Source organism: Geopseudomonas aromaticivorans (assembly GCF_019097855.1).
GTDB lineage: Bacteria > Pseudomonadota > Gammaproteobacteria > Pseudomonadales > Pseudomonadaceae > Geopseudomonas > Geopseudomonas aromaticivorans.
Window position 1 is genome coordinate 182,192 of sequence record NZ_JAHRGL010000040.1, and the last position, 20,326, is coordinate 202,517.

Below are 20,326 nucleotides of genomic sequence, written 5' to 3' on the forward strand. Positions count from 1 at the left end.
TGAACCGGTCGTCTGCCTGCCGGTGCGCGGCTGCGCACCCGCCTGACGACGTGCAGTCCGTCTTTTGCGTGGAATACCAACATGTCCGTTTTCGCTCGTCCGTCCCTGGCGCAGTCTCGCCTGTCCCGTCCGTTCGCCCTCAATCCGTTCCAGCGCCGCTGGTGGCCGGCTCATGCCGCGCTGCTCGGGGTGCTGGCGCTGCCGCTGCAGGCGGCCGAGTTGGAGGAGGGCGCCGCTGCCGCCGAAGACGAGGTCGCGCCGCTGGTGATCACCAGCGTGGCGCCGCAGTCGCCGCTGACCGTGGTGACCAATCCCAAGCAGCCGCGCCAGCCTGTGCCGGCCAGCGACGGCACCGACTACCTGAAGACCATCCCTGGCTTCGCCGCCATCCGCAACGGCGGGGTCAACGGCGATCCGGTGTTCCGCGGCATGTTCGGCTCGCGGATCAAGCTGCTGACCAACGGCGGCGAGATGCTCGGCGCCTGCCCGGGACGCATGGATGCGCCGAGCTCCTACATCAGCCCGGAAAGCTACGACCGTCTGACTGTGATCAAGGGCCCGCAGAGCGTGCTGTGGGGGCCGGGCGCCTCGGCGGCGACCGTGTTGTTCGAGCGCGAGCCGGAGCAGTTCAGCGAACCGGACTGGCGCCTGAACAGCAGCCTGCTGGCCGGCTCCAACGGCCGCTTCGACCGCAGCATCGACGCCGCTGCCGGCAACCAGGACGGCTACGCGCGGGTCATCGCCAACCGCTCGCAGGCCGACGACTACGCGAACGGCGACGGCGATACCGTGCAGTCGCGCTTCAACAAGTGGAACACCGATGTGGCGCTGGGCTGGACGCCGGACGCCAACACCCTGCTCGAGCTGACCGCAGGCCAAGGCGACGGCGAGGCGCGCTACGCCGGGCGCAGCATGGACGGCAGCCAGTTCGAGCGCGAGAGCCTCGGCCTGCGCTTCAAGAAGACCTACATCGGCGAAACCTTCCACGGCCTCGAGGCGCAGGTCTACTACAACTATGCCGACCACGTGATGGACAACTTCAGCCTGCGCGATCCGGACCCGGCCGCGAGCATGGCGATGATGCGCAACCCGATGGCCAGCAACGTCGACCGCCGCACCCTCGGCGGCCGGGTGGCCGGCACCTGGCGCTGGGACGGCGTCGAGCTGGTCGGCGGCGTCGATGCCCAGCGCAGCGAGCACCGCAAGCGCGCCTCCAGCTTCAACATGATGAGCCGCACCTACACCGACTATGACGAGTCCAGCTGGACCAAGGATGCCGACTTCCACAACTACGGCCTGTTCGGCGAGCTGACCTGGGAGCTCGACCGCAACCAGCGCCTGATCGGCGGCGCGCGCCTGGACCGCGCCGAAGCCAAGGACTACCGGCAGACCCACACCAGCCACAACCCGATGACCATGAAGTCGCAGACCTGGGCCAACCCCAGCGCCGACGAAGCCCGCCACGACACCCTGTACAGCGGCTTCCTGCGCTACGAGCAGGATCTGAGCAGCCTGCCGGCGATCTGGTACGCCGGTCTCGGCCACAGCGAACGCTTCCCCGACTACTGGGAGCTGTTCTCCGCCAGCGCCGGCCCGGTGGGCAGCATCCAGGCGTTCGAGACGGTCAAGCCGGAGAAGACCACCCAGCTCGACTTCGGCATCCAGTACCGCCAGGGACCGCTGGAAGCCTGGGCCTCGGCCTATGTCGGGGTGGTCGAGGACTACATCCTGTTCAACTATGTGCCGGGGATCATGCCCGGCATGACCCGCACCATGGTCGACAACATCGACGCGCGCATCGCCGGCGCCGAGCTGGGCGCCAGCTACCGCTTCACCCCCAACTGGAAGGGCGACGCCAGCCTGGCCTACGCCTGGGGCGAGAACGACTCGGACAACCGCGCGATGCCGCAGATCCCGCCGCTGGAAGCGCGCCTGGGGCTGACCTACGAGCGTGACAACTGGAGCACCAGCGGCCTGTGGCGCGTGGTGGCGGCGCAGAGCCGCATCGCCGAAGGGCAGGGCAACGTGGTCAGCAAGGACTTCGACGAAAGCGCGGGCTTCGGCGTGCTGTCGTTCAACGGCGCCTACCGCCTGAGCAAGAACCTCAAGCTCAGCGCCGGGGTCGACAACCTGCTGGACAAGAACTACTCGGAGCACCTCAACCTGGCCGGCAACGCCGGGTTCGGCTTCCCCGCCGATACCCGCATCGACGAGCCGGGGCGGACCTACTGGACGCGGGTGGATCTGAGCTTCTGATCCCGCTGTCGCCGTGTCGCCCGGCTACGGCGCGCAAGGTCGGGGGCGTCGGGTGGACAGCTCGCGTCAGCGATTGTCCACCGCCGGGAGCGCCCAGGGTCGGTAGAAGATCGCTGCGCGAGTCTTCTAGCCCACGGCTCTGGGGCGGCGCGCTCGCTCAGGGAATTATGCTGTGACCGCCGCCCTCGGCTGCCGGCCCGCGCCATGCGCGCAGGTCGGCGCCGCTCGGATACTGGAACACGCGCAGGCCGAACTCCGGGAGGATCGCCAACAGGTGGTCGAAGATGTCCGCCTGGATGCGCTCGTAGTCGGCCCACACGGTGGTGGCGGTGAAGCAGTACAGCTCCAGCGGCAGGCCGGTGGCAGTGGGGGCGAGCTGGCGTACCAGCAGGGTCATGTCCTGGCGGATCTGCGGGTTGTGGCGCAGGTAGACCTCCACATAGGCGCGGAAGGTGCCGAGGTTGGTCAGGCGGCGCTGGTTGAGCGGCGCCGCGCCCTGCTCGAGCAGCATCAGGTTCCACGTCTCCAGCTCGCTCTCCTTCTGAGCGAGGTAGTCGCGCAGCAGGGCGAAGTGACGCAGTTGCTCGACCTCCGCGGCAACCAGAAAGCGCACGCTGTTCTGGTCCAGGTACAGGCTGCGCTTGATCCGTCGCCCGCCCGACTCATGCATGCCGCGCCAGTTCTTGAACGGGTCGCTGATGAAGCGCTTGGTGGGGATACAGGTGATGGTCTTGTCCCAGTTCTGCACCTTGACCGTGTGCAGGGCGATGTCGATCACGTCGCCGTCGGCGTTGAGTTGCGGCATCTCCACCCAGTCGCCGACGCGGATGATGTCGTTGGAGGAGATCTGCACGCTGGCCACCACGGAGAGCAGGGTGTGCTGGAAGATCAGCATCAGCACCGCGGCCATGGCGCCGAGGCCGGAGAGCAGGATCAGCGGCGAGCGGTCGACCAGCGTGGCGATCATCAGGATGCTGGCCAGCGCGTACACCGCGATCTCCAGCACCTGCAGGTAGCCCTTGATCGGCTTGAGGTGGGCGCCCGGGCGCTGCTCGTAGAGGCGGTTGGCCTGCCTGAGCGCGCCGCCGATGGCCAGGGCGATGGTCAGCACGATGAAGGCCCGGCAGACGTTCTCTACTACGGTCACCGCCGCCGGGTGCAGGCCGGGGATCAGCGCCACACCGTTGGAGAGGATCAGCGCCGGCACGATGTTGGCCAGGCGGCGGACGATGCTCTGCTCGTAGCTGGGCAGGTGGCGGCCCAGTGCGGTGGCGCTCAGGGTGCGGTGCAGGGCACGTGCCAGCAGGTGCTTGACCAGCCAGTTGGCCAGCCAGGCGATGCCCAGCAGCAGGGCGGTGCTCAGCGCGGTGTACAGATAGGGCCGGGTCTGCAGCCAGTCGAGGGCCAGAGCGAGATCGGGCATGCGCTACTCCTGGTCGCCGGAAATGAGCAGCCGCGGTGGCGCTCCCGGATACGTGCCTCAGGTGCAGCTTAGCCGGCGTGGCCCGGCTGGCGAGCGCGGCCGCTCAGGGCTTGAACGCGCCGATGAAGATGCTCGGGTCGACCCGCGCGTCGTTGAGGCTGACGTTCCAGTGCAGGTGCGGGCCGGTGGCGCGACCGGTGGCGCCGACCTTGCCGAGCACCGCGCCGCGCGCCAGCTCGTCGCCGACTTTGACGCCGATCTGCGACAGGTGGCAGAACATGCTGATCAGGCCCTGGCCGTGATCGACGAACACCGTGCGGCCGTTGAAGAAGTAGTCGCCGACCAGAATCACCCGGCCCGCCGCCGGCGCCTTGACCGGGGTGCCGGCCGGCACGGCGAAGTCGAGCCCCGAGTGCGGGTTGCGCTCCTCGCCGTTGAAGAAGCGGCGCAGGCCGAACGGGCTGGACAGCGGCCCGCTCACCGGCTTGTCGAACAGCAGGTTGCTCGGCTGGCGCGGGCTGAACTGCTGGTAGGCGGTGGTCTGCACGGCCAGCTCGCGTTCGATGCGCTTGAGGTTGGCCGGGTTCGGATTGACCTGCTCGGTGTTCTTCAGGGTGATGTGTTGTTCCTGGTAGTCGCGGCCGTCGACCTGGAAGGCGAGGGTGCGGCCGTCGGCCAGCTCGAGCTGCTCGCGCCCCGGCTTGACCGTCAGCGGCAGGCCGACCACGGCGATCCAGCGCCGGCCGTCGGTCTTGGCCACCAGCACCGGCCTGCCCTGGTAACGGGCCGCGGGGCGTTGCGCGCCGGTGCCTAGATCGACCACTGCAACGCCGCCGGGCACCGGCTTGTCCAGCAGGCGGGCGAGGAAGTCCTGGGCCTGCGCCGGCAGGGCGCCGAGGGGCAGGGCGAAGCACAACAGCAGGGCGGACAGCAGACGCATGGCGGGTTCCCGTCGGGGTTCAGAGCGGCAGTGGCAGGTTGGCCGGGGCTGCAGGTTGGTCCTCGACGCGCAGGGTGAGTTCCCCCTCATGCAGACGAGCGGTCAGGCGCTGGCCGGCCACGGTATCGGCGGCGCGGCGCACGGCGCGGCCGCGGTCGTCGAGGAGGATGCTGTAGCCGCGGCCGAGGGTGGCCAGCGGGCTGACCACCTGCAGGGTCTGCACGGCGGCTTCCAGGCGCTGGCGGCGCTCGCGCAGGCCGGCGTGCATGGCGCGCGGCAGACGCTCGGCGAGCTGCTCGAGACGCTGGCGCAGCAGGACGAGCAGGCGCTCGGGATGCTGGGCGGCCAGGCGTGCGTCCAGGCGTGCGCGCTGCTCGCCGGCGCTCTGCAGGCGCCGGGCGATGGCGCGCTGCAGGCGCAGTTCGAGATCGTCGAGGCGCTGGGCCTGCTGGCGCAGACGCTCGCCGGGATGGCGCAGGCGCCGGCGCAGGCCGTCGAGCTGCAGCTGGCGGGCGGCGAGCAGGTGCTGCAGGCGCAGGGTCAGACGGCGCTGCAGGCCGTCGAGGCGGCGTTGCAGGTCGCTGGAGTCGGGGGCCAGCAGCTCGGCGGCGGCCGAGGGCGTCGGTGCGCGCACGTCGGCGACGAAGTCGGCGATGGTCACGTCGGTCTCGTGGCCCACCGCGCTGACGATGGGTGTCTGGCAGGCCGCCACCGCGCGGGCCACCGCTTCCTCGTTGAAGCACCACAGGTCCTCCAATGAGCCGCCGCCGCGGGCGAGGATCAGCGCGTCGAAGCCCTGACGGTCGGCCAGCTCCAGGGCGCGGACGATCTGCGCGCTGGCGTCGCGGCCCTGCACGGCGGTGGGCACCAGGGTCAGCTCGACCTGCGGCGCGCGGCGGCGGAACACGCTGATGATGTCGCGGATCACCGCGCCGCTCGGCGAGCTGACGATGCCGATGCGCTGCGGATGGCTCGGCAAGGCGCGTTTGCCCTCGGCGGTGAACAGACCCTCGGCGGCCAGCTTGTCCTTGAGCGCCTCGAAGGCCAGGCGCAGCGCGCCGTCGCCGGCCGGCTCGACGCTGTCGAGGATCATCTGGTAGTCGCCGCGGCCCTCGAACAGCGAGACCTTGCCGCGCACCTTCACCGCCAGGCCGTCGCGCAGCGCCTGGCGCACCCTGGCGGCGCTGGCGCGGAACAGCGCGCAGCGCACCTGGGCGCCGGCGTCCTTGAGGGTGAAGTAGACGTGGCCGGAGGAGGGCCGCGCCAGGTTGGAAATCTCGCCCTCGACCCACACCTGCGGGAACACGTCCTCGAGCAGGTGGCGGGCGCGCTGGTTGAGTTGGCTGACGGTCAGGACCTCGCGATCGAGGCCGAGCCGCTGGAACGGGTCTGTGATCATGGCCGGCATGATAAGCCGGCAGCGCGGCGGGGGCGACAGGCGTTCACGCGTCGGCGAGCAATCGGCCGGGCTTGATTTGCCCGGCCGAGGGCCTAAGCTGCCGGCATTTCCCGCCACCGGCCCGCACCAACATGACCGCGCAATGCATCCTCGTCCCGCAAATCTCCAGCGTCCCCGCCCATGAAGCGAAGGCGCGGCGGCTGTTGAACTGGCTGGTCAAGGGCGAGATCGTCGCGGCGCTGCCGAGCACCTGCGGGCAGGGCGGCAACGGCATGGCCTATGCGATTGCCCCTGGGGCGCGGCGGGTGGTCGAGCATCCGCAGCTGTTGCCGTTCGGCCAGCCGCACAATGGGCTGGAGATCGTCACCCAACGCTGCATCTATACCCCGACCCGTGATTTTCGCGAGGAGGCCGGCTGCCCACAGTGCCGCCAGGAGGTCGGCGAGCCACTGTTCGAGAGCCTGGAAGAGTGGTGGCCGGGGCAGACCGACAACTTCACCTGCCCGGAGTGCGGCTTCGAGGACGACATCAACGGTTTCCTGTTCCTGCAGCCGTGCGGCTTTTCCAATCTGGGCTTCATTTTCAACGGCTGGGCCGAGGCTGGCTTTCGCCAGGAATTCCTCGCGGCCTGCGCCGAGCGGCTGGGCTTTCCCGTGCGCGTGGTGCGCGTCGACCGATGAACTCATGGCGCTGGCGGCTGCGGGCCGGCAAGCGCCGGGCGCGACTGTAGTAGGCGGCTGTTACCCGTTTGCTGCGGGCTGGACGATACTGGGTGCACTTCAATCACCCGGAACAGGGAGCAAGTCCATGGCTGCGAAGAAGATCCTCATGCTGGTCGGCGACTACGTCGAAGACTACGAAGTGATGGTGCCGTTCCAGGCGCTGACGATGGTCGGCCACGTGGTGCATGCGGTGTGCCCGGGCAAGAGCGCCGGGCAGAGCGTGCGCACCGCCATCCACGACTTCGAGGGCGACCAGACCTACAGCGAGAAGCCGGGGCACAACTTCGCCCTCAACTTCGACTTCGCCAAGGTTGAGGCCGCCGACTACGACGCCCTGCTGGTGCCGGGCGGCCGCGCGCCGGAGTATCTGCGCCTGAATGCCGAGGTGATCGCCCTGGTGCAGGCCATCGCCCAGGCCGGCAAGCCGATCGCCGCCATTTGCCACGGCGCCCAGCTGCTCGCCGCTGCGGGCGTGCTCAAGGATCGCGAATGCAGCGCCTACCCGGCCTGCGCCCCGGAGGTCGGCCTGGCCGGCGGGCGCTACGTGGAGATCCCGGTCGATCAGGCGCACACCGACGGCAACCTGGTCAGCGCCCCGGCCTGGCCGGCGCATCCAGCCTGGCTGGCGGCGTTCCTCAAGGTGCTCGGCACCCGCATCGAGCTTTGACAGCGAGGGTTCCCACGCGGGAGCGTGGGAACGATCAATACCACGCCGGAACGGTAGGGTGCGCCGTGCGCACCGCGATGTTCGCATCGATTGCATGGTGCGCGTGGCGCACCCTACGAGGAAAGCTTCCATGTGCGAGCTGTACGTCAAGGCCGATCCGATCCTCTACGAGTCGCGCTCGCGCTCGCTGCGCATCCGCGGGGTGGTCACCACCCTGCGCCTGGAGAACCAGTTCTGGGACATCCTGCGCGAGATCGCCGAGGTCGACGGCATGACCACCAACCAGCTGATCGCCAAGCTGTACGAGGAGGTCATGGACTACCGCGGCGAGGTGGTCAACTTCGCCTCCTTTCTGCGCGTCAGTTGCACCCGCTACCTGGCCCAGCGCCGCGACAAGGTGACCGAGCTGAGTCTGGTCGGTGCCCGGGCGGTGTCCTGAGCGGCGAGTTGACGACCAGCCGCGTTGAGCGCGGGCGCTGGGCCGGGTATACTGCCGCGCTTCCATTTTTCCCGTCCGGGAGCCCCCGCCATGCTGCGTATCAGCCAAGAAGCCCTGACCTTCGACGATGTTCTCTTGATCCCCGGTTACTCCGAGGTTCTGCCGAAGGATGTCTCCCTCAAGACCCGTCTGACCCGCGGTATCGAACTGAACATTCCGCTGGTTTCCGCAGCCATGGATACCGTGACCGAGTCCCGCCTGGCCATCGCCATGGCCCAGGAAGGCGGCATCGGCATCATCCACAAGAACATGACCATCGAGCAGCAGGCTGCCGAGGTACGCAAGGTCAAGCGTCACGAGACCGCCATCGTGCGCGATCCGGAGACCGTGACCCCGGAAACCAAGATCAGCGAACTGCTGCGCAAGGCCGACGAGCTGGGCTTCTCCGGCTTCCCGGTAGTCTCCGGCAATGAGCTGGTGGGCATCGTCACCGGTCGCGACCTGCGCTTCACCCCGAATACCGGCGACAGCGTCGCGGCGATCATGACGCCGAAGGACCAGCTGGTCACCGTGCAGGAAGGCACCGGCCTCGAAGAGATCAAGGCCAAGCTCTACGAGCACCGCATCGAGAAGATGCTGGTGGTCGACAAGGACTTCCACCTGCGTGGCCTGGTGACCTTCCGCGACATCGAGAAGGCCAAGACCTACCCGCTGGCGTCCAAGGATGAGCAGGGTCGTCTGCGCGTCGGCGCCGCCGTCGGCACCGGTGCCGACACCGGCGACCGCATCGCCGCGCTGGCTGCCGCCGGCGTCGACGTGGTGGTGGTGGACACCGCCCACGGTCACTCCAAGGGCGTGATCGACCGCGTGCGCTGGGTCAAGCAGAACTTCCCCGAAGTGCAGGTGATCGGCGGCAACATCGCCACCGCCGAAGCCGCCCTGGCGCTGGTCGAAGCCGGCGCCGACGGCGTCAAGGTCGGCATCGGCCCGGGCTCGATCTGCACCACCCGCATCGTCGCCGGTGTCGGCGTGCCGCAGATCAGCGCCATCGCCAACGTCGCCACCGCCCTGGCCGCGGTCGGCGTGCCGATGATCGCCGACGGCGGCATCCGCTTCTCCGGCGACCTGTCCAAGGCCATCGTCGCCGGCGCCAACGCGGTGATGATGGGCTCGATGTTCGCCGGTACCGAAGAGGCGCCGGGCGAGGTCGAGCTGTTCCAGGGCCGCTCCTACAAGGCCTACCGCGGCATGGGCTCGCTGGGTGCCATGGCCCAGGCCCAGGGTTCCTCGGACCGCTACTTCCAGGACTCCTCGGCCGGTGCCGAGAAGCTGGTTCCGGAAGGCATCGAAGGCCGCGTGCCGTACAAGGGCGCGCTGAGCGCGATCATCCACCAGCTGATGGGTGGCCTGCGTTCCTCGATGGGTTACACCGGCTGCGCCAACATCGAAGAGATGCGTACCCGCCCGCAGTTCGTGCGCATCACCGGCGCCGGCATGGCCGAGTCGCACGTGCACGACGTGCAAATCACCAAGGAAGCCCCGAACTACCGCGTAGGTTGATTCGCTGAGCTTTTGATCTGTCGACCCGGGGCTGCTGCTGTAACAGGCGGGCAGCCCCGAGTCGTTTGTGAATTCCGCTACGAGAGATGGCCATGGCCCACCACGACATTCACGCCCACCGGGTCCTGATCCTGGACTTCGGTTCCCAGTACACCCAGCTGATCGCCCGCCGCGTGCGCGAGATCGGTGTGTACTGCGAGATCCACCCGTTCGACATGGACGACGCGGCCATCCGCGCCTTCGCCCCGCGCGGCATCATCCTCGCCGGTGGTCCGGAGTCGGTGCACGAAGCCGACAGCCCGCGCGCGCCGCAGGCGGTGTTCGACCTGGGCGTGCCGCTGTTCGGCATCTGCTACGGCATGCAGACCATGGCCGAGCAGCTCGGCGGCAAGGTGCAGGGTTCCGACCTGCGCGAGTTCGGCTACGCCCGCGTCGACCTGGTCGGCAAGAGCCGCCTGCTCGACGGTATCGAGGACCACATGGACGCCGACGGCGTGCTGGCCCTGGATGTGTGGATGAGCCACGGCGACAAGGTCACCGCGCTGCCGGAAGGCTTCCACATCGTCGCCAGCACCCCGAGCTGCCCGATCGCCGCCATGGCCGACGACAGCCGCGCCTACTACGGCGTGCAGTTCCACCCGGAAGTGACCCACACCAAGCAGGGCGGGCGCATCCTGTCGCGCTTCGTGCTGGACATCTGCGGCTGCGAAGCGCTGTGGACCCCGGCCAACATCGTCGAGGACGCCATCGCCAACGTGCGCGCCCAGGTCGGCGACTCCAAGGTGCTGCTCGGCCTGTCCGGCGGCGTCGACTCCTCGGTGGTTGCCGCGCTGCTGCATCGCGCCATCGGCGACCAGCTGACCTGCGTGTTCGTCGACAACGGCCTGCTGCGCCTGCACGAGGGCGACCAGGTGATGACCATGTTCGCCGAGAACATGGGCGTCAAGGTGATCCGCGCCAACGCCGAGGACAAGTTCCTCGGTCGCCTGGCCGGCATCAGCGATCCGGAAGAGAAGCGCAAGATCATCGGTCGCAGCTTCATCGAGGTGTTCGACGAAGAGGCCACCAAGCTGTCGGGCATCGACTTCCTCGCCCAGGGCACCATCTACCCGGACGTGATCGAGTCGGCCGGCGCCAAGACCGGCAAGGCCAAGGTGATCAAGTCGCACCACAACGTCGGCGGCCTGCCGGAAGACATGCAGTTCAAGCTGGTCGAGCCGCTGCGCGAGCTGTTCAAGGACGAGGTGCGCAAGATCGGCCTCGAACTCGGCCTGCCCTACGACATGGTCTACCGCCACCCGTTCCCCGGTCCGGGCCTGGGCGTGCGCATCCTCGGCGAGGTGAAGAAGGAGTACGCCGACCTGCTGCGTCGCGCCGACCACATCTTCATCGAGGAGCTGCGCAACTTCGACTGGTACCACAAAACCAGCCAGGCCTTCGTGGTGTTCCAGCCGGTGAAATCGGTCGGCGTGGTCGGCGACGGCCGTCGCTACGCCTGGGTCGTCGCCCTGCGCGCGGTGGAAACCATCGACTTCATGACCGCCCGCTGGGCGCACCTGCCCTACGAGCTGCTGGAGAAGGTCTCCAACCGCATCATCAACGAGATCGAAGGCATCTCCCGCGTCACCTACGACGTGTCGAGCAAACCGCCGGCCACCATCGAGTGGGAATGATCCGCTCGGCGTGGTGAGCAGATAGACAAAAGGGCAGCTTCGGCTGCCCTTTTGCTTTTCCGGCGCTTGCCGGACCGGCCGGGTAGGCCGCTATGCTGCAGGGTGCGCGCCTGGCAAGGAGTCGAGCGATGTCGATGTGGAGTTCCCCGCTGGCCCGGATGAAGGCCCTGGCCCTCGGCCTACTGCTGCTGGCCGCGGCGCTGTACGCCCTGGCCACCTACCTGTTACCCAGCCATCCCGGCTGGGGCTACCTGGCGGCGTTCGCCGAGGCGGCGATGGTCGGCGCGATCGCCGACTGGTTTGCCGTGACGGCCTTGTTCCGTCACCCCCTGGGTCTGCCGATTCCGCACACGGCGATCATTCCGCGCAAGCAGGCGCGTCTGGGGCGGAATCTGGCCGATTTCATCTGCACGCACTTTCTCGCCACCCCGCAGGTGATGGCCAAGCTCGAGGCGTTCGACGCCGCCGGGCGCCTGGCCGGCTGGCTGCGTCAGCCCGCGCATGCCGAGGCGGTCGGTCGGCAGCTGGTCGGTGTGGCCCGCTATGGCATCGGCGCCCTGCGCGACGAGCGGGTGCGCCAGTTCATCCAGCGCACTGCCACCGCCAAGCTGCGCGAGGTGGATCTGGCCTGCGTCGGCGGCCAGCTGCTCGACATGCTGACCCACCAGCGCCGCCACCAGGCGATGCTCGACGAGGTGCTGGCCCGGCTGGACGAACTGCTGCAGGACGAGGCGGTGCAGCAGCGCATCGCTGCCGGGTTGTCCAGCGAGTTCAGCGCCCTGCGTTTTCGCCTGTTCGGCAAGGACATCGGGCTGGACGAGAAAGCGGGGCAGTGGTCGGCGGACAAGGTGGTGCGCCGCGTGTCGGCACTGATCGGCGAGATCAGCCGCGACAGCCAGCACGAGCTGCGCGGCAAGTTCGATACCTGTGTCGCCGGCTTGATCGGCAAGCTCAAGGACGACCCCGACTTCCGCCTCAAGGGCGAGCAGATCCGCGAGCAGCTGCTCGCCCATCCGGCGCTGGCCGGCTACCTGCGCCGGCTGTGGGACGATCTGGTGGACTGGCTGCAGGCCGATCTGGCCGACGCCGACTCGACCATCCGCCGACGGCTGATCCGCCTCTGCCGGCATCTGGGCGAGGCGCTGGCGGCGGACGAGTCGATGCGCCGCTGGCTCAACGACCAGTTGCTGGAGGTGGCGCCCACCCTGGTGGAGCGCCACCGCGAGGATATCCGCCGCTACATCGCCGAGCGGGTGGAAAAGTGGAACAGCGACGAGCTGGTCGCCCAGCTGGAGCGCAACGTCGGCAAGGACCTGCAGTTCATCCGCATCAACGGCACCCTGGTCGGTGGCCTGGTCGGTCTGGTGCTGCATGCCGTAACCCGCCTGCTGGCGGGCTGAGCGAGTCGCTGCCGGTCGGCCGCACGTTGGTATCGTCGTAATGGCTCGCACTGGCCTCCAGGAAAATGAGAAACTCTGTCATCTACGTTTGCGTCAGTAGGCTCGAGTGCCGGCGCAGCGTGCCATTTTCCGCAGCTAGGGGGTCTCGATGTCCTTTACCCGCAGGCAAGTCCTCACCGGCCTGGCCGGCCTCGGCGTGCTCGGCCTGGCCGGTGGCGGTGCGCGCTACTGGCTCGCCCGTCCGGCCGCCACGACGACCCACGACTACGAGCTGATCGCCGCGCCGCTGGATGTGGAGCTGGTGCCCGGGCACCAGACCCGTGCCTGGGCCTACGGCGGCCAGGCGCCGGGTCTCGAGCTGCGCGCGCGCCAGGGCGAGCGCCTGCGGGTGCGCTTCATCAACCGGCTCGAGGTGCCGAGTACCATCCACTGGCACGGCATCCGCCTGCCGCTGGCCATGGACGGGGTGCCCTACGTGTCGCAGCTGCCGGTGCTGCCCGGTGAGTACTTCGACTACGACTTCGTGGTGCCGGATGCCGGCAGCTTCTGGTATCACCCGCACACCGCCAGTGGCGAACAGCTGGGGCGCGGCCTGGTCGGTCCGCTGATTGTCGAGGAGCGCGAGCCGAGCGGCTTCCGCCACGAGCGCACGCTGAGTCTGAAGAGCTGGCATGTGGACGAGCAGGGCGCCTTCGGCGACTTCAGCGTGCCGCGCGAGGCGGCGCGTGGCGGCACCGCGGGGCGCCTGAGCACGGTCAACGGCGCGCATGCGCCGACCCTCGAACTGCCGGCCGGGCAGGTGGTGCGCCTGCGCCTGCTCAACCTCGACAACACTCTGACCTACCGCCTCAACCTGCCGCAGGCCGAGGCGCGCATCTACGCGCTGGACGGCAATCCGGTGGCGCCGCAGCCGCTGGGCCAGGAGTACTGGCTGGGTCCGGGGATGCGCATCGAACTGGCCCTGCGGGTGCCGGAGGCCGGCACCGAGCTGGCACTGCGCAACGGCCCGCTGCGCCTGGCGACGCTGAAGAGCGTGGCCAGCCAGGAGCCGGCCGGCGACTGGCCGCCGGCGCTGCCGGCCAATCCCGTCGCCGAGCCGGATCTGGTCGGCGCCGAGACCCAGCGCTTCAACTTCGAGTGGACCGGCGCGGTGTCGGTCAACCTGGCCCAGGGCGCGGCGCACAGCTTCTGGCAGATCAACGGCCAGGCCTGGGACATCGCCGACAAGCGCTGCGCCGAGCGGCCAATCGCCACCCTCAAGCAGGGGCACAGCTACATCCTCGAGCTGCGCAACCTCAGCCAGTATCAGCATCCGATCCACCTGCACGGCATGAGCTTCAAGGTGCTCGACTCCAATCGCCGGGCGATCACGCCGTACTTCACCGATACCTACCTGCTGGGCAAGCAGGAGACCGCGCGGGTGGCGCTGGTGGCCGACAATCCGGGCACCTGGATGTTCCACTGCCACGTCATCGACCACATGGAAACCGGGTTGATGGCGGCCATCGCGGTGGTCTGAGTGGAGAAGGCGGGGGAGGGCGTAGGGTGGTGCAACCCGCGCAGCGATTGCCCACCAGGCCGTGCCGCGGCCTGCGCTCATCGGTAGAAAATCGCTGTGCGAGTTTTCTACCCGACGGTCCATATGGGGCTTCGGGTCGTGCGGGCTTGACTCCGCGCCGGCTTTTCCCAAACTGGCGGGCTTTCCTTCCCCCGCAGCCTTTTCGCCATGAAGAAACCGATGATCATCGACCGCAGCCACGACGAGCGCTTCATGCGCGAGGCGCTGGCGCTGGCTGCGCAGGGCGCGGCGCTGGGCGAAGTGCCGGTGGGCGCGGTGCTGGTGGTGGACGGCGAGATCGTCGGCCGCGGCTTCAATTGCCCGATCTCCACCCACGATCCCAGCGCCCATGCCGAGATGGTGGCGATCCGCGATGCGGCGCGCAGCCTGGAGAACTACCGGCTGCCTGGCAGCACGCTGTACGTGACCCTGGAGCCGTGCAGCATGTGCGCCGGGCTGATTGTGCATTCGCGCATCGGTCGGGTGGTCTACGGTGCTACCGAGCCCAAGGCCGGGGTGGTGGAAAGCCGCGGGCGCTTCTTCGAGCAGAGCTTCCTCAATCACCGCCTGCTGATCGAGGGCGGGCTGCTGGCGGCGGAGTGCGGCAGCATGCTCAGCGAGTTCTTCCGCCGGCGGCGCCAGAAAGGGTAAGTCGCGCGGTTACAGGCGTGGCTCTTCCTTCGGCGGGGTCTTGTTGATGCCGGGGCTGTGCAGGCCGCGCTCGGCCACCTGGCCGCCTTCCAGTTGCGGCTGAGTCACCCAGCTGAGGATGTCGTAGTAGCGGCGGATGTTGTTGACGAAGTGCACCGGTTCGCCGCCGCGGGCGTAGCCGTGGCGGGTCTTGCGATACCACTGCTTCTGCGACAGGCGGGGCAGGATCTTCTTCACGTCCAGCCACTTGTTGGGGTTCAGGCCGGCGGCCTGGGTCAGCTTGCGCGCATCCTCGAGGTGACCGCCGCCGATGTTGTAGGCGGCGAGGGCGAACCAGCTGCGGTCCGGCTCCTTGATGCTGTCCGGCAGTTCGGCATGCACCTGGATGAAGTAGCGAGCGCCGCCGCGAATGCTCTGCCGGGGGTCGAGGCGGTCGGCCACGCCCATCGACTGCGCGGTGCGCTGGGTCAGCATCATCAGGCCGCGCACTCCCGTCTTGGAGACCGCGTCGGCTTGCCACATCGATTCCTGGTAGCCGATGGCGGCGAGCAGCCGCCAGTCGATCTTGTGGGTTTCGGCGGCCTTGCGGAAATGCCCTTCGTAGAGGGGCAGGCGCTGCTGCAGGTGCTTGGCGAAGGTGTAGGTGCCGACGTAACCGAGGACGTCGATATGGCCGTAGTAGCGCTCGCTGAGCTGCTGCAGGGTCTTGTCCTGGCGGGCCTTGGCCAGGAAGGCGTTGATCTTCTCCAGCAGGCTGGCATCGGCGCCCGGCGCTACTGCCCAGGCGAGGTGTTGGGTGCCCTCCAGGTCGAAGGCGACGTGCACGTTGGGGAAGCCGAACTGGCTCATCGCCAGTTCGTTGGAGCCGACCAGGGTCAGATCGATCTTGCCCTCGTCGACCATGCCCAGCAGGTCGGTGACTTCGACTTCGTCGGATTCGGTGTACTGCAGCTCGGGCAGGCGCTTTTTCAGCTCGGCCAGTCGTTCGGCGTGAATGCTGCCCTTGACCACGACGATGCGCTTGCCGAGCAGCTGCTCCGGTTTGGTCGGTCGCGGCCGGCCCTTGCGGTACACCACCTGCAGGGTGACATCCAGATAGGGTTGGCTGAAGCGTATCGTCTGGCTGCGCTGGGCGGACTCGACCAGGCCGGCGGCAGCCAGGTGAGGGCCGTTGGGGCTGTTAAGGCGGGCGAACAGCTCGTCGAAGCTGTCGGCCGTCTCGATCTCGAGCTTGACGCCCAGGCTCTCGGCGAAGCGCTCGGCGAGGTCGAACTCGAAGCCGGTTTCGCCGTTGCGGTCCTGATAGTAGGTGGTCGGGCTGTTGCGGGTAATCACACGCAGCACGCCTTCCTCCTCCACGCGCTCGAGGGCGGTCGGCGGTTTGCCACACGCGCTGAGCAGCAGGAGAAGTACGGTGGTCAGCAGCCAGGTGCTGGGGCGCAGGCGTCGTACATTGAGGCTGAACATGGCTGGAGTATACGCAAAGCCGGGCATGGGGCCATATATCGGCGGTCGGCTGGTCGGTCGGCCGCCCGGTGGCGACGGCTGCGGGTGCCGGGCTGGCGGCTTTGCGCTAGAATGTCGGGTCTTTCGCACTCCCTTGCCCAAGAGGCTGTTCCGACAATGCTGATCCTGCGCGGCACCCCCGCTCTTTCCGCCTTCCGTCACGGCAAACTGCTCGAGCAACTGACCGAGAAGGTCCCTGCGGTAGCCGGCCTGTACGCCGAGTTTGCCCATTTCGCCGAAGTGTCCAGCGCCCTCGACAGCAACGAGGAACAAGTGCTGGCCCGTCTGCTGCAGTACGGACCGAGCGTGCCGGTGCAGGAGCCGCAGGGGCGCCTGTTCCTGGTGGTGCCGCGTTTCGGCACCATCTCGCCGTGGTCGAGCAAGGCCAGCGATATCGCCCGCAACTGCGGCCTGGGCAAGATCCAGCGCCTGGAACGCGGCATCGCCTACTACGTCGCCGGTGAACTGTCCGCGGCCGAGGTCGAGCTGGTCGCCGCGACCCTGCACGACCGCATGACCCAGCTGGTGCTGGCCGACATGCAGGAGGCTGGCGCCCTGTTCAGCCATGCCCAGCCCAAGCCGCTGACCGTGGTCGATGTGCTCGGTGGCGGTCGCGCGGCCCTGGAGGCCGCCAACGTTCAGCTGGGCCTGGCCCTGGCCGAGGACGAGATCGACTACCTGGTGCAGAACTTTGTCGAGCTGGGGCGCAACCCGCACGACATCGAGCTGATGATGTTCGCCCAGGCCAACTCCGAGCACTGCCGGCACAAGATCTTCAACGCCAGCTGGGACATCGACGGCGAAAGCCAGGAGAAATCCCTGTTCGGCATGATCAAGAACACCTACGAGCTGCACCGCGAAGGCGTGCTGTCCGCCTACAAGGACAACGCTTCGGTGATCGAGGGTTTCAGCGCCGGGCGCTTCTTCCCGCAGCCGGGCAGCCACGAGTACGCCGCCCATCAGGAGCCGATACACATCCTGATGAAGGTGGAGACCCACAACCACCCGACCGCCATCGCTCCGTTCCCCGGTGCCTCCACCGGCTCCGGCGGCGAGATCCGCGACGAGGGCGCCACCGGTCGCGGCTCCAAGCCCAAGGCCGGCCTGGTCGGCTTCACCGTGTCCAACCTGCAGATCCCCGGCTTCGAGCAGCCGTGGGAGAAGGCCTACGGCAAGCCCGAGCGCATCGTCAGCGCGCTGGACATCATGGTCGAGGGTCCGCTGGGCGGCGCGGCGTTCAACAACGAGTTCGGCCGGCCCAACCTGACCGGCTACTTCCGTACCTTCGAGCAGGCCATCGCCACCCCGCGTGGCGAGGAAGTGCGCGGCTACCACAAGCCGATCATGCTCGCCGGCGGCCTGGGCAACATCCGCGCCGAGCACGTGCAGAAGGGCGAGATCTCGGTCGGCGGCAAGCTGATCGTGCTCGGCGGCCCGGCCATGCTGATCGGCCTGGGCGGCGGTGCCGCCTCGTCGATGGCGACCGGCAGCAGCTCGGCCGACCTCGACTTCGCTTCGGTGCAGCGCGAGAACCCGGAAATGGAGCGCCGCTGCCAGGAGGTCATCGACCGCTGCTGGCAGATGGGCGAGCAGAACCCGATCAAGTTTATCCACGATGTCGGCGCCGGCGGCCTGTCCAACGCCCTGCCGGAGCTGATCAACGATGCCGGCCGCGGTGGCCGCTTCGAGCTGCGCAACGTGCCCAACGACGAGCCGGGCATGAGCCCGCTGGAAATCTGGTGCAACGAGTCGCAGGAGCGCTACGTCCTCTCCGTCGACGCCGCCGACCTCGACACCTTCAAGGCCATCTGCGAGCGCGAGCGCTGCCCGTTCGCCGTGGTCGGCGAGGCCACCGAGGAGCTGCGTCTGACCGTGGCCGACAGCCACTTCGGCAACAACCCGGTGGACATGCCGCTGGAGGTGCTGCTCGGCAAGGCGCCGCGCATGCACCGCTCGGTGACCCGCGAGGCCGAGCTGGGCGACGACTTCTGCGCTGCCGGCCTTGAGCTGGACGAGGCGGTCGAGCGCGTGCTGCGTCACCCCGCGGTGGCCAGCAAGAGCTTCCTGATCACCATCGGCGACCGTTCGATCACCGGCCTGGTGGCCCGCGACCAGTTCGTCGGCCCGTGGCAGGTGCCGGTGGCCGATTGCGCCGTGACCGCCACCGCCTTCGACGTCTACACCGGTGAAGCCATGGCGGTGGGCGAGCGCACCCCTCTGGCCCTGCTCGACGCCCCAGCCTCCGGGCGCATGGCGGTCGGCGAAACCCTCACCAACCTGGCTGCTGCCAGCATCGCCAAGGTTTCCGACATCAAGCTGTCGGCCAACTGGATGGCCGCTGCCGGCCACCCGGGCGAGGACGCCCGCCTGTACGACACGGTCAAGGCGGTGGGCATGGAGCTGTGCCCGGCGCTGGGCATCACCATCCCGGTGGGCAAGGACTCCATGTCGATGAAGACCCGCTGGCAGGACGCGGGTGCCGACAAGAGCGTCACCGCGCCGATGTCGCTGATCGTCTCCGGCTTCGCGCCGGTGCAGGACATCCGCCGCACCCTGATCCCGCAGCTGCGTCTGGACCAGGGCGCCAGCGAACTGCTGCTGATCGACCTCGGTCGTGGCCAGAACCGCCTCGGCGGCTCGATCATCGCCCAGGTCTACAGCCAGATCGGCCGCAGCGTGCCGGATGTCGACAACGCCGCCGACCTCAAGGGCTTCTTCGACACCATCCAGGGCCTGAACGCCGACGGCAAGCTGCTGGCCTACCACGACCGCTCCGACGGCGGCCTGCTGACCACCGTGGTGGAAATGGCCTTCGCCGGCCATTGCGGTCTCGATCTGCAGCTCGACGTGCTGGCGGCCGGCCGCGAGGCGCTCGGCGCCGCGCTGTTCAGCGAGGAGCTGGGCGCGGTCGTCCAGGTCCGTCAGGCCGACACTGCCGAGGTGCTGGCGCGCTTTGCCGCCGTTGGCCTGGCCGACTGCGTCAGCGTGATCGGCCAGCCGGTTGCCGGTGGCGACATCCGCCTGAGCCTGGGCGACGAGGTGGTCTACCGCGCCGAGCGCCGCATCCTGCAGCGCATCTGGAGCGAGACCAGCTACCGCATCCAGCGCCTGCGCGACAACGCCGAGTGTGCCGAGCAGGAGTACGACCAGCTGCTCGACGACAGCAACCCGGGCCTGTCGGTCAAGCTCGGCTTCGATGTCAACGACAACGTCGCGGCGCCCTACATCAACACCGGCGTGCGCCCGCGCATGGCGATTCTGCGCGAGCAGGGCGTCAACGGACAGACCGAGATGGCGGCGGCCTTCCACCGCGCCGGCTTCGCCGTGGTCGACGTGCACATGAGTGACATCATCGCCGGTCGCGTCAGCCTGGAAGACTTCAAGGGCCTGGTGGCCTGTGGTGGCTTCTCCTACGGCGACGTGCTCGGCGCCGGTGGCGGCTGGGCCAAGTCGGTGCTGTTCAACAACCGCGCCCGCGATAACTTCAGCGCCTTCTTCGCGCGCAAGGACAGCTTCGCTCTTGGCGTGTGCAACGGCTGCCAGATGCTCTCCAACCTGGGCGAGCTGATCCCCGGCAGCGAGGCCTGGCCGCGCTTCGTGCGCAACCGCTCCGAGCAGTTCGAGGCGCGGGTGGCCATGGTCCAGGTGCAGGAGTCGGCGTCGATCTTCCTGCAGGGCATGGCCGGTTCGCGTCTGCCGATCGCCATCGCCCACGGCGAGGGGCATGCCGAGTACGCCAGCGAGGAAGCCCTGCTGCAGGCCGACCTGTCCGGCGCCGTGGCGCTGCGCTTCGTCGACAACCATGGCAAGGTCACCGAAAGCTACCCGGCCAACCCCAACGGTTCGCCGCGCGGCATCACCGGCCTGACCACCCGCGACGGTCGCGTCACCATCATGATGCCGCACCCGGAGCGCGTGTTCCGCGCCGTGCAGAACTCCTGGCGTCCGGACGACTGGCAGGAAGACGCCGGCTGGATGCGCATGTTCCGCAACGCGCGGGTCTGGGTCGACTGAGCCCATGCCCGCCCGCCGGTGGCCTTCGGGCTGCCGGTGGGCGGCAAGTTTTATTGCGGTGGCGCCTGTTTGGCGCCATTTCTTTGTGTGGGGCGTGATCTTGTTCGCGGATTTGGCG

The 20,326-nt window shown here is 68.4% G+C and carries 14 protein-coding genes; 10 read left to right on the top strand and 4 right to left on the bottom strand.

Translation table 11 applies throughout. From position 1 onward, the window contains the following. Nucleotides 1-81 precede the first annotated feature (81 nt). Complete coding sequence (locus tag KRX52_RS14160) at nucleotides 82-2,256, top strand: TonB-dependent copper receptor (protein WP_217682361.1); 2,175 nt, start codon at nucleotides 82-84, stop codon at nucleotides 2,254-2,256. 157 nt (nucleotides 2,257-2,413) lie between these two features. Here the strand turns inward: KRX52_RS14160 and KRX52_RS14165 are convergent, their stop codons facing one another. The 3 genes from KRX52_RS14165 to xseA all read right to left on the bottom strand — a co-directional run bounded on the left by KRX52_RS14165 (nucleotide 2,414) and on the right by xseA (nucleotide 6,018). After that, nucleotides 2,414-3,679 (bottom strand): mechanosensitive ion channel family protein, encoded by a 1,266-nt coding sequence (locus KRX52_RS14165; RefSeq protein WP_217682362.1) that lies wholly within the window; start codon nucleotides 3,677-3,679, stop codon nucleotides 2,414-2,416. A 103-nt stretch (nucleotides 3,680-3,782) separates the two neighbouring features. Continuing rightward, nucleotides 3,783-4,619, bottom strand: a complete 837-nt coding sequence (locus KRX52_RS14170; protein ID WP_217682363.1) for a peptidoglycan DD-metalloendopeptidase family protein — start codon at nucleotides 4,617-4,619, stop codon at nucleotides 3,783-3,785. 19 nt (nucleotides 4,620-4,638) lie between these two features. Beyond that, the gene (gene xseA / locus KRX52_RS14175; protein ID WP_217682364.1) at nucleotides 4,639-6,018 is read right to left on the bottom strand and encodes an exodeoxyribonuclease VII large subunit; all 1,380 of its coding nucleotides are present in this window, start codon (nucleotides 6,016-6,018) and stop codon (nucleotides 4,639-4,641) included. 131 nt (nucleotides 6,019-6,149) lie between these two features. Between xseA and KRX52_RS14180 the strand changes: the two genes are divergently transcribed. From KRX52_RS14180 to tadA, 8 genes are all read left to right on the top strand, one after another. Beyond that, nucleotides 6,150-6,698, top strand: coding sequence for a sugar ABC transporter ATPase (locus KRX52_RS14180; RefSeq protein WP_217682365.1), 549 nt, complete (start codon nucleotides 6,150-6,152; stop codon nucleotides 6,696-6,698). A 127-nt stretch (nucleotides 6,699-6,825) separates the two neighbouring features. After that, complete coding sequence (locus tag KRX52_RS14185) at nucleotides 6,826-7,407, top strand: DJ-1/PfpI family protein (protein ID WP_217682366.1); 582 nt, start codon at nucleotides 6,826-6,828, stop codon at nucleotides 7,405-7,407. A 130-nt stretch (nucleotides 7,408-7,537) separates the two neighbouring features. Further along, on the top strand, nucleotides 7,538-7,846 hold the full coding sequence (locus KRX52_RS14190; protein ID WP_217682367.1) for a ribbon-helix-helix domain-containing protein: 309 nt from the start codon (nucleotides 7,538-7,540) through the stop codon (nucleotides 7,844-7,846). Nucleotides 7,847-7,936: 90 nt separating this feature from the next. Further along, a complete protein-coding gene (gene guaB, locus KRX52_RS14195) occupies nucleotides 7,937-9,406 on the top strand; it encodes an IMP dehydrogenase (RefSeq protein WP_217682368.1) in 1,470 nt (489 codons plus the stop codon). Nucleotides 9,407-9,498: 92 nt separating this feature from the next. Next, nucleotides 9,499-11,079 carry a glutamine-hydrolyzing GMP synthase gene (gene guaA, locus KRX52_RS14200; RefSeq protein ID WP_217682369.1) on the top strand — a complete coding sequence of 527 codons (1,581 nt, stop codon included), beginning with the start codon at nucleotides 9,499-9,501 and terminating at the stop codon, nucleotides 11,077-11,079. Between the two features lie 128 nt (nucleotides 11,080-11,207). After that, complete coding sequence (locus KRX52_RS14205; RefSeq protein WP_254797592.1) at nucleotides 11,208-12,479, top strand: DUF445 domain-containing protein; 1,272 nt, start codon at nucleotides 11,208-11,210, stop codon at nucleotides 12,477-12,479. A 148-nt stretch (nucleotides 12,480-12,627) separates the two neighbouring features. Continuing rightward, nucleotides 12,628-13,998, top strand: a complete 1,371-nt coding sequence (locus KRX52_RS14210) for a multicopper oxidase family protein (protein ID WP_217682370.1) — start codon at nucleotides 12,628-12,630, stop codon at nucleotides 13,996-13,998. 207 nt (nucleotides 13,999-14,205) lie between these two features. Then, on the top strand, nucleotides 14,206-14,688 hold the full coding sequence (gene tadA, locus KRX52_RS14215) for a tRNA adenosine(34) deaminase TadA (RefSeq protein WP_217682371.1): 483 nt from the start codon (nucleotides 14,206-14,208) through the stop codon (nucleotides 14,686-14,688). Between the two features lie 9 nt (nucleotides 14,689-14,697). Here the strand turns inward: tadA and mltF are convergent, their stop codons facing one another. Then, nucleotides 14,698-16,155 carry a membrane-bound lytic murein transglycosylase MltF gene (gene mltF, locus KRX52_RS14220; protein ID WP_217682372.1) on the bottom strand — a complete coding sequence of 486 codons (1,458 nt, stop codon included), beginning with the start codon at nucleotides 16,153-16,155 and terminating at the stop codon, nucleotides 14,698-14,700. A gap of 156 nt (nucleotides 16,156-16,311) precedes the next feature. Between mltF and purL the strand changes: the two genes are divergently transcribed. Then, complete coding sequence (purL, locus tag KRX52_RS14225) at nucleotides 16,312-20,208, top strand: phosphoribosylformylglycinamidine synthase (protein ID WP_217682373.1); 3,897 nt, start codon at nucleotides 16,312-16,314, stop codon at nucleotides 20,206-20,208. Nucleotides 20,209-20,326 lie beyond the last annotated feature (118 nt).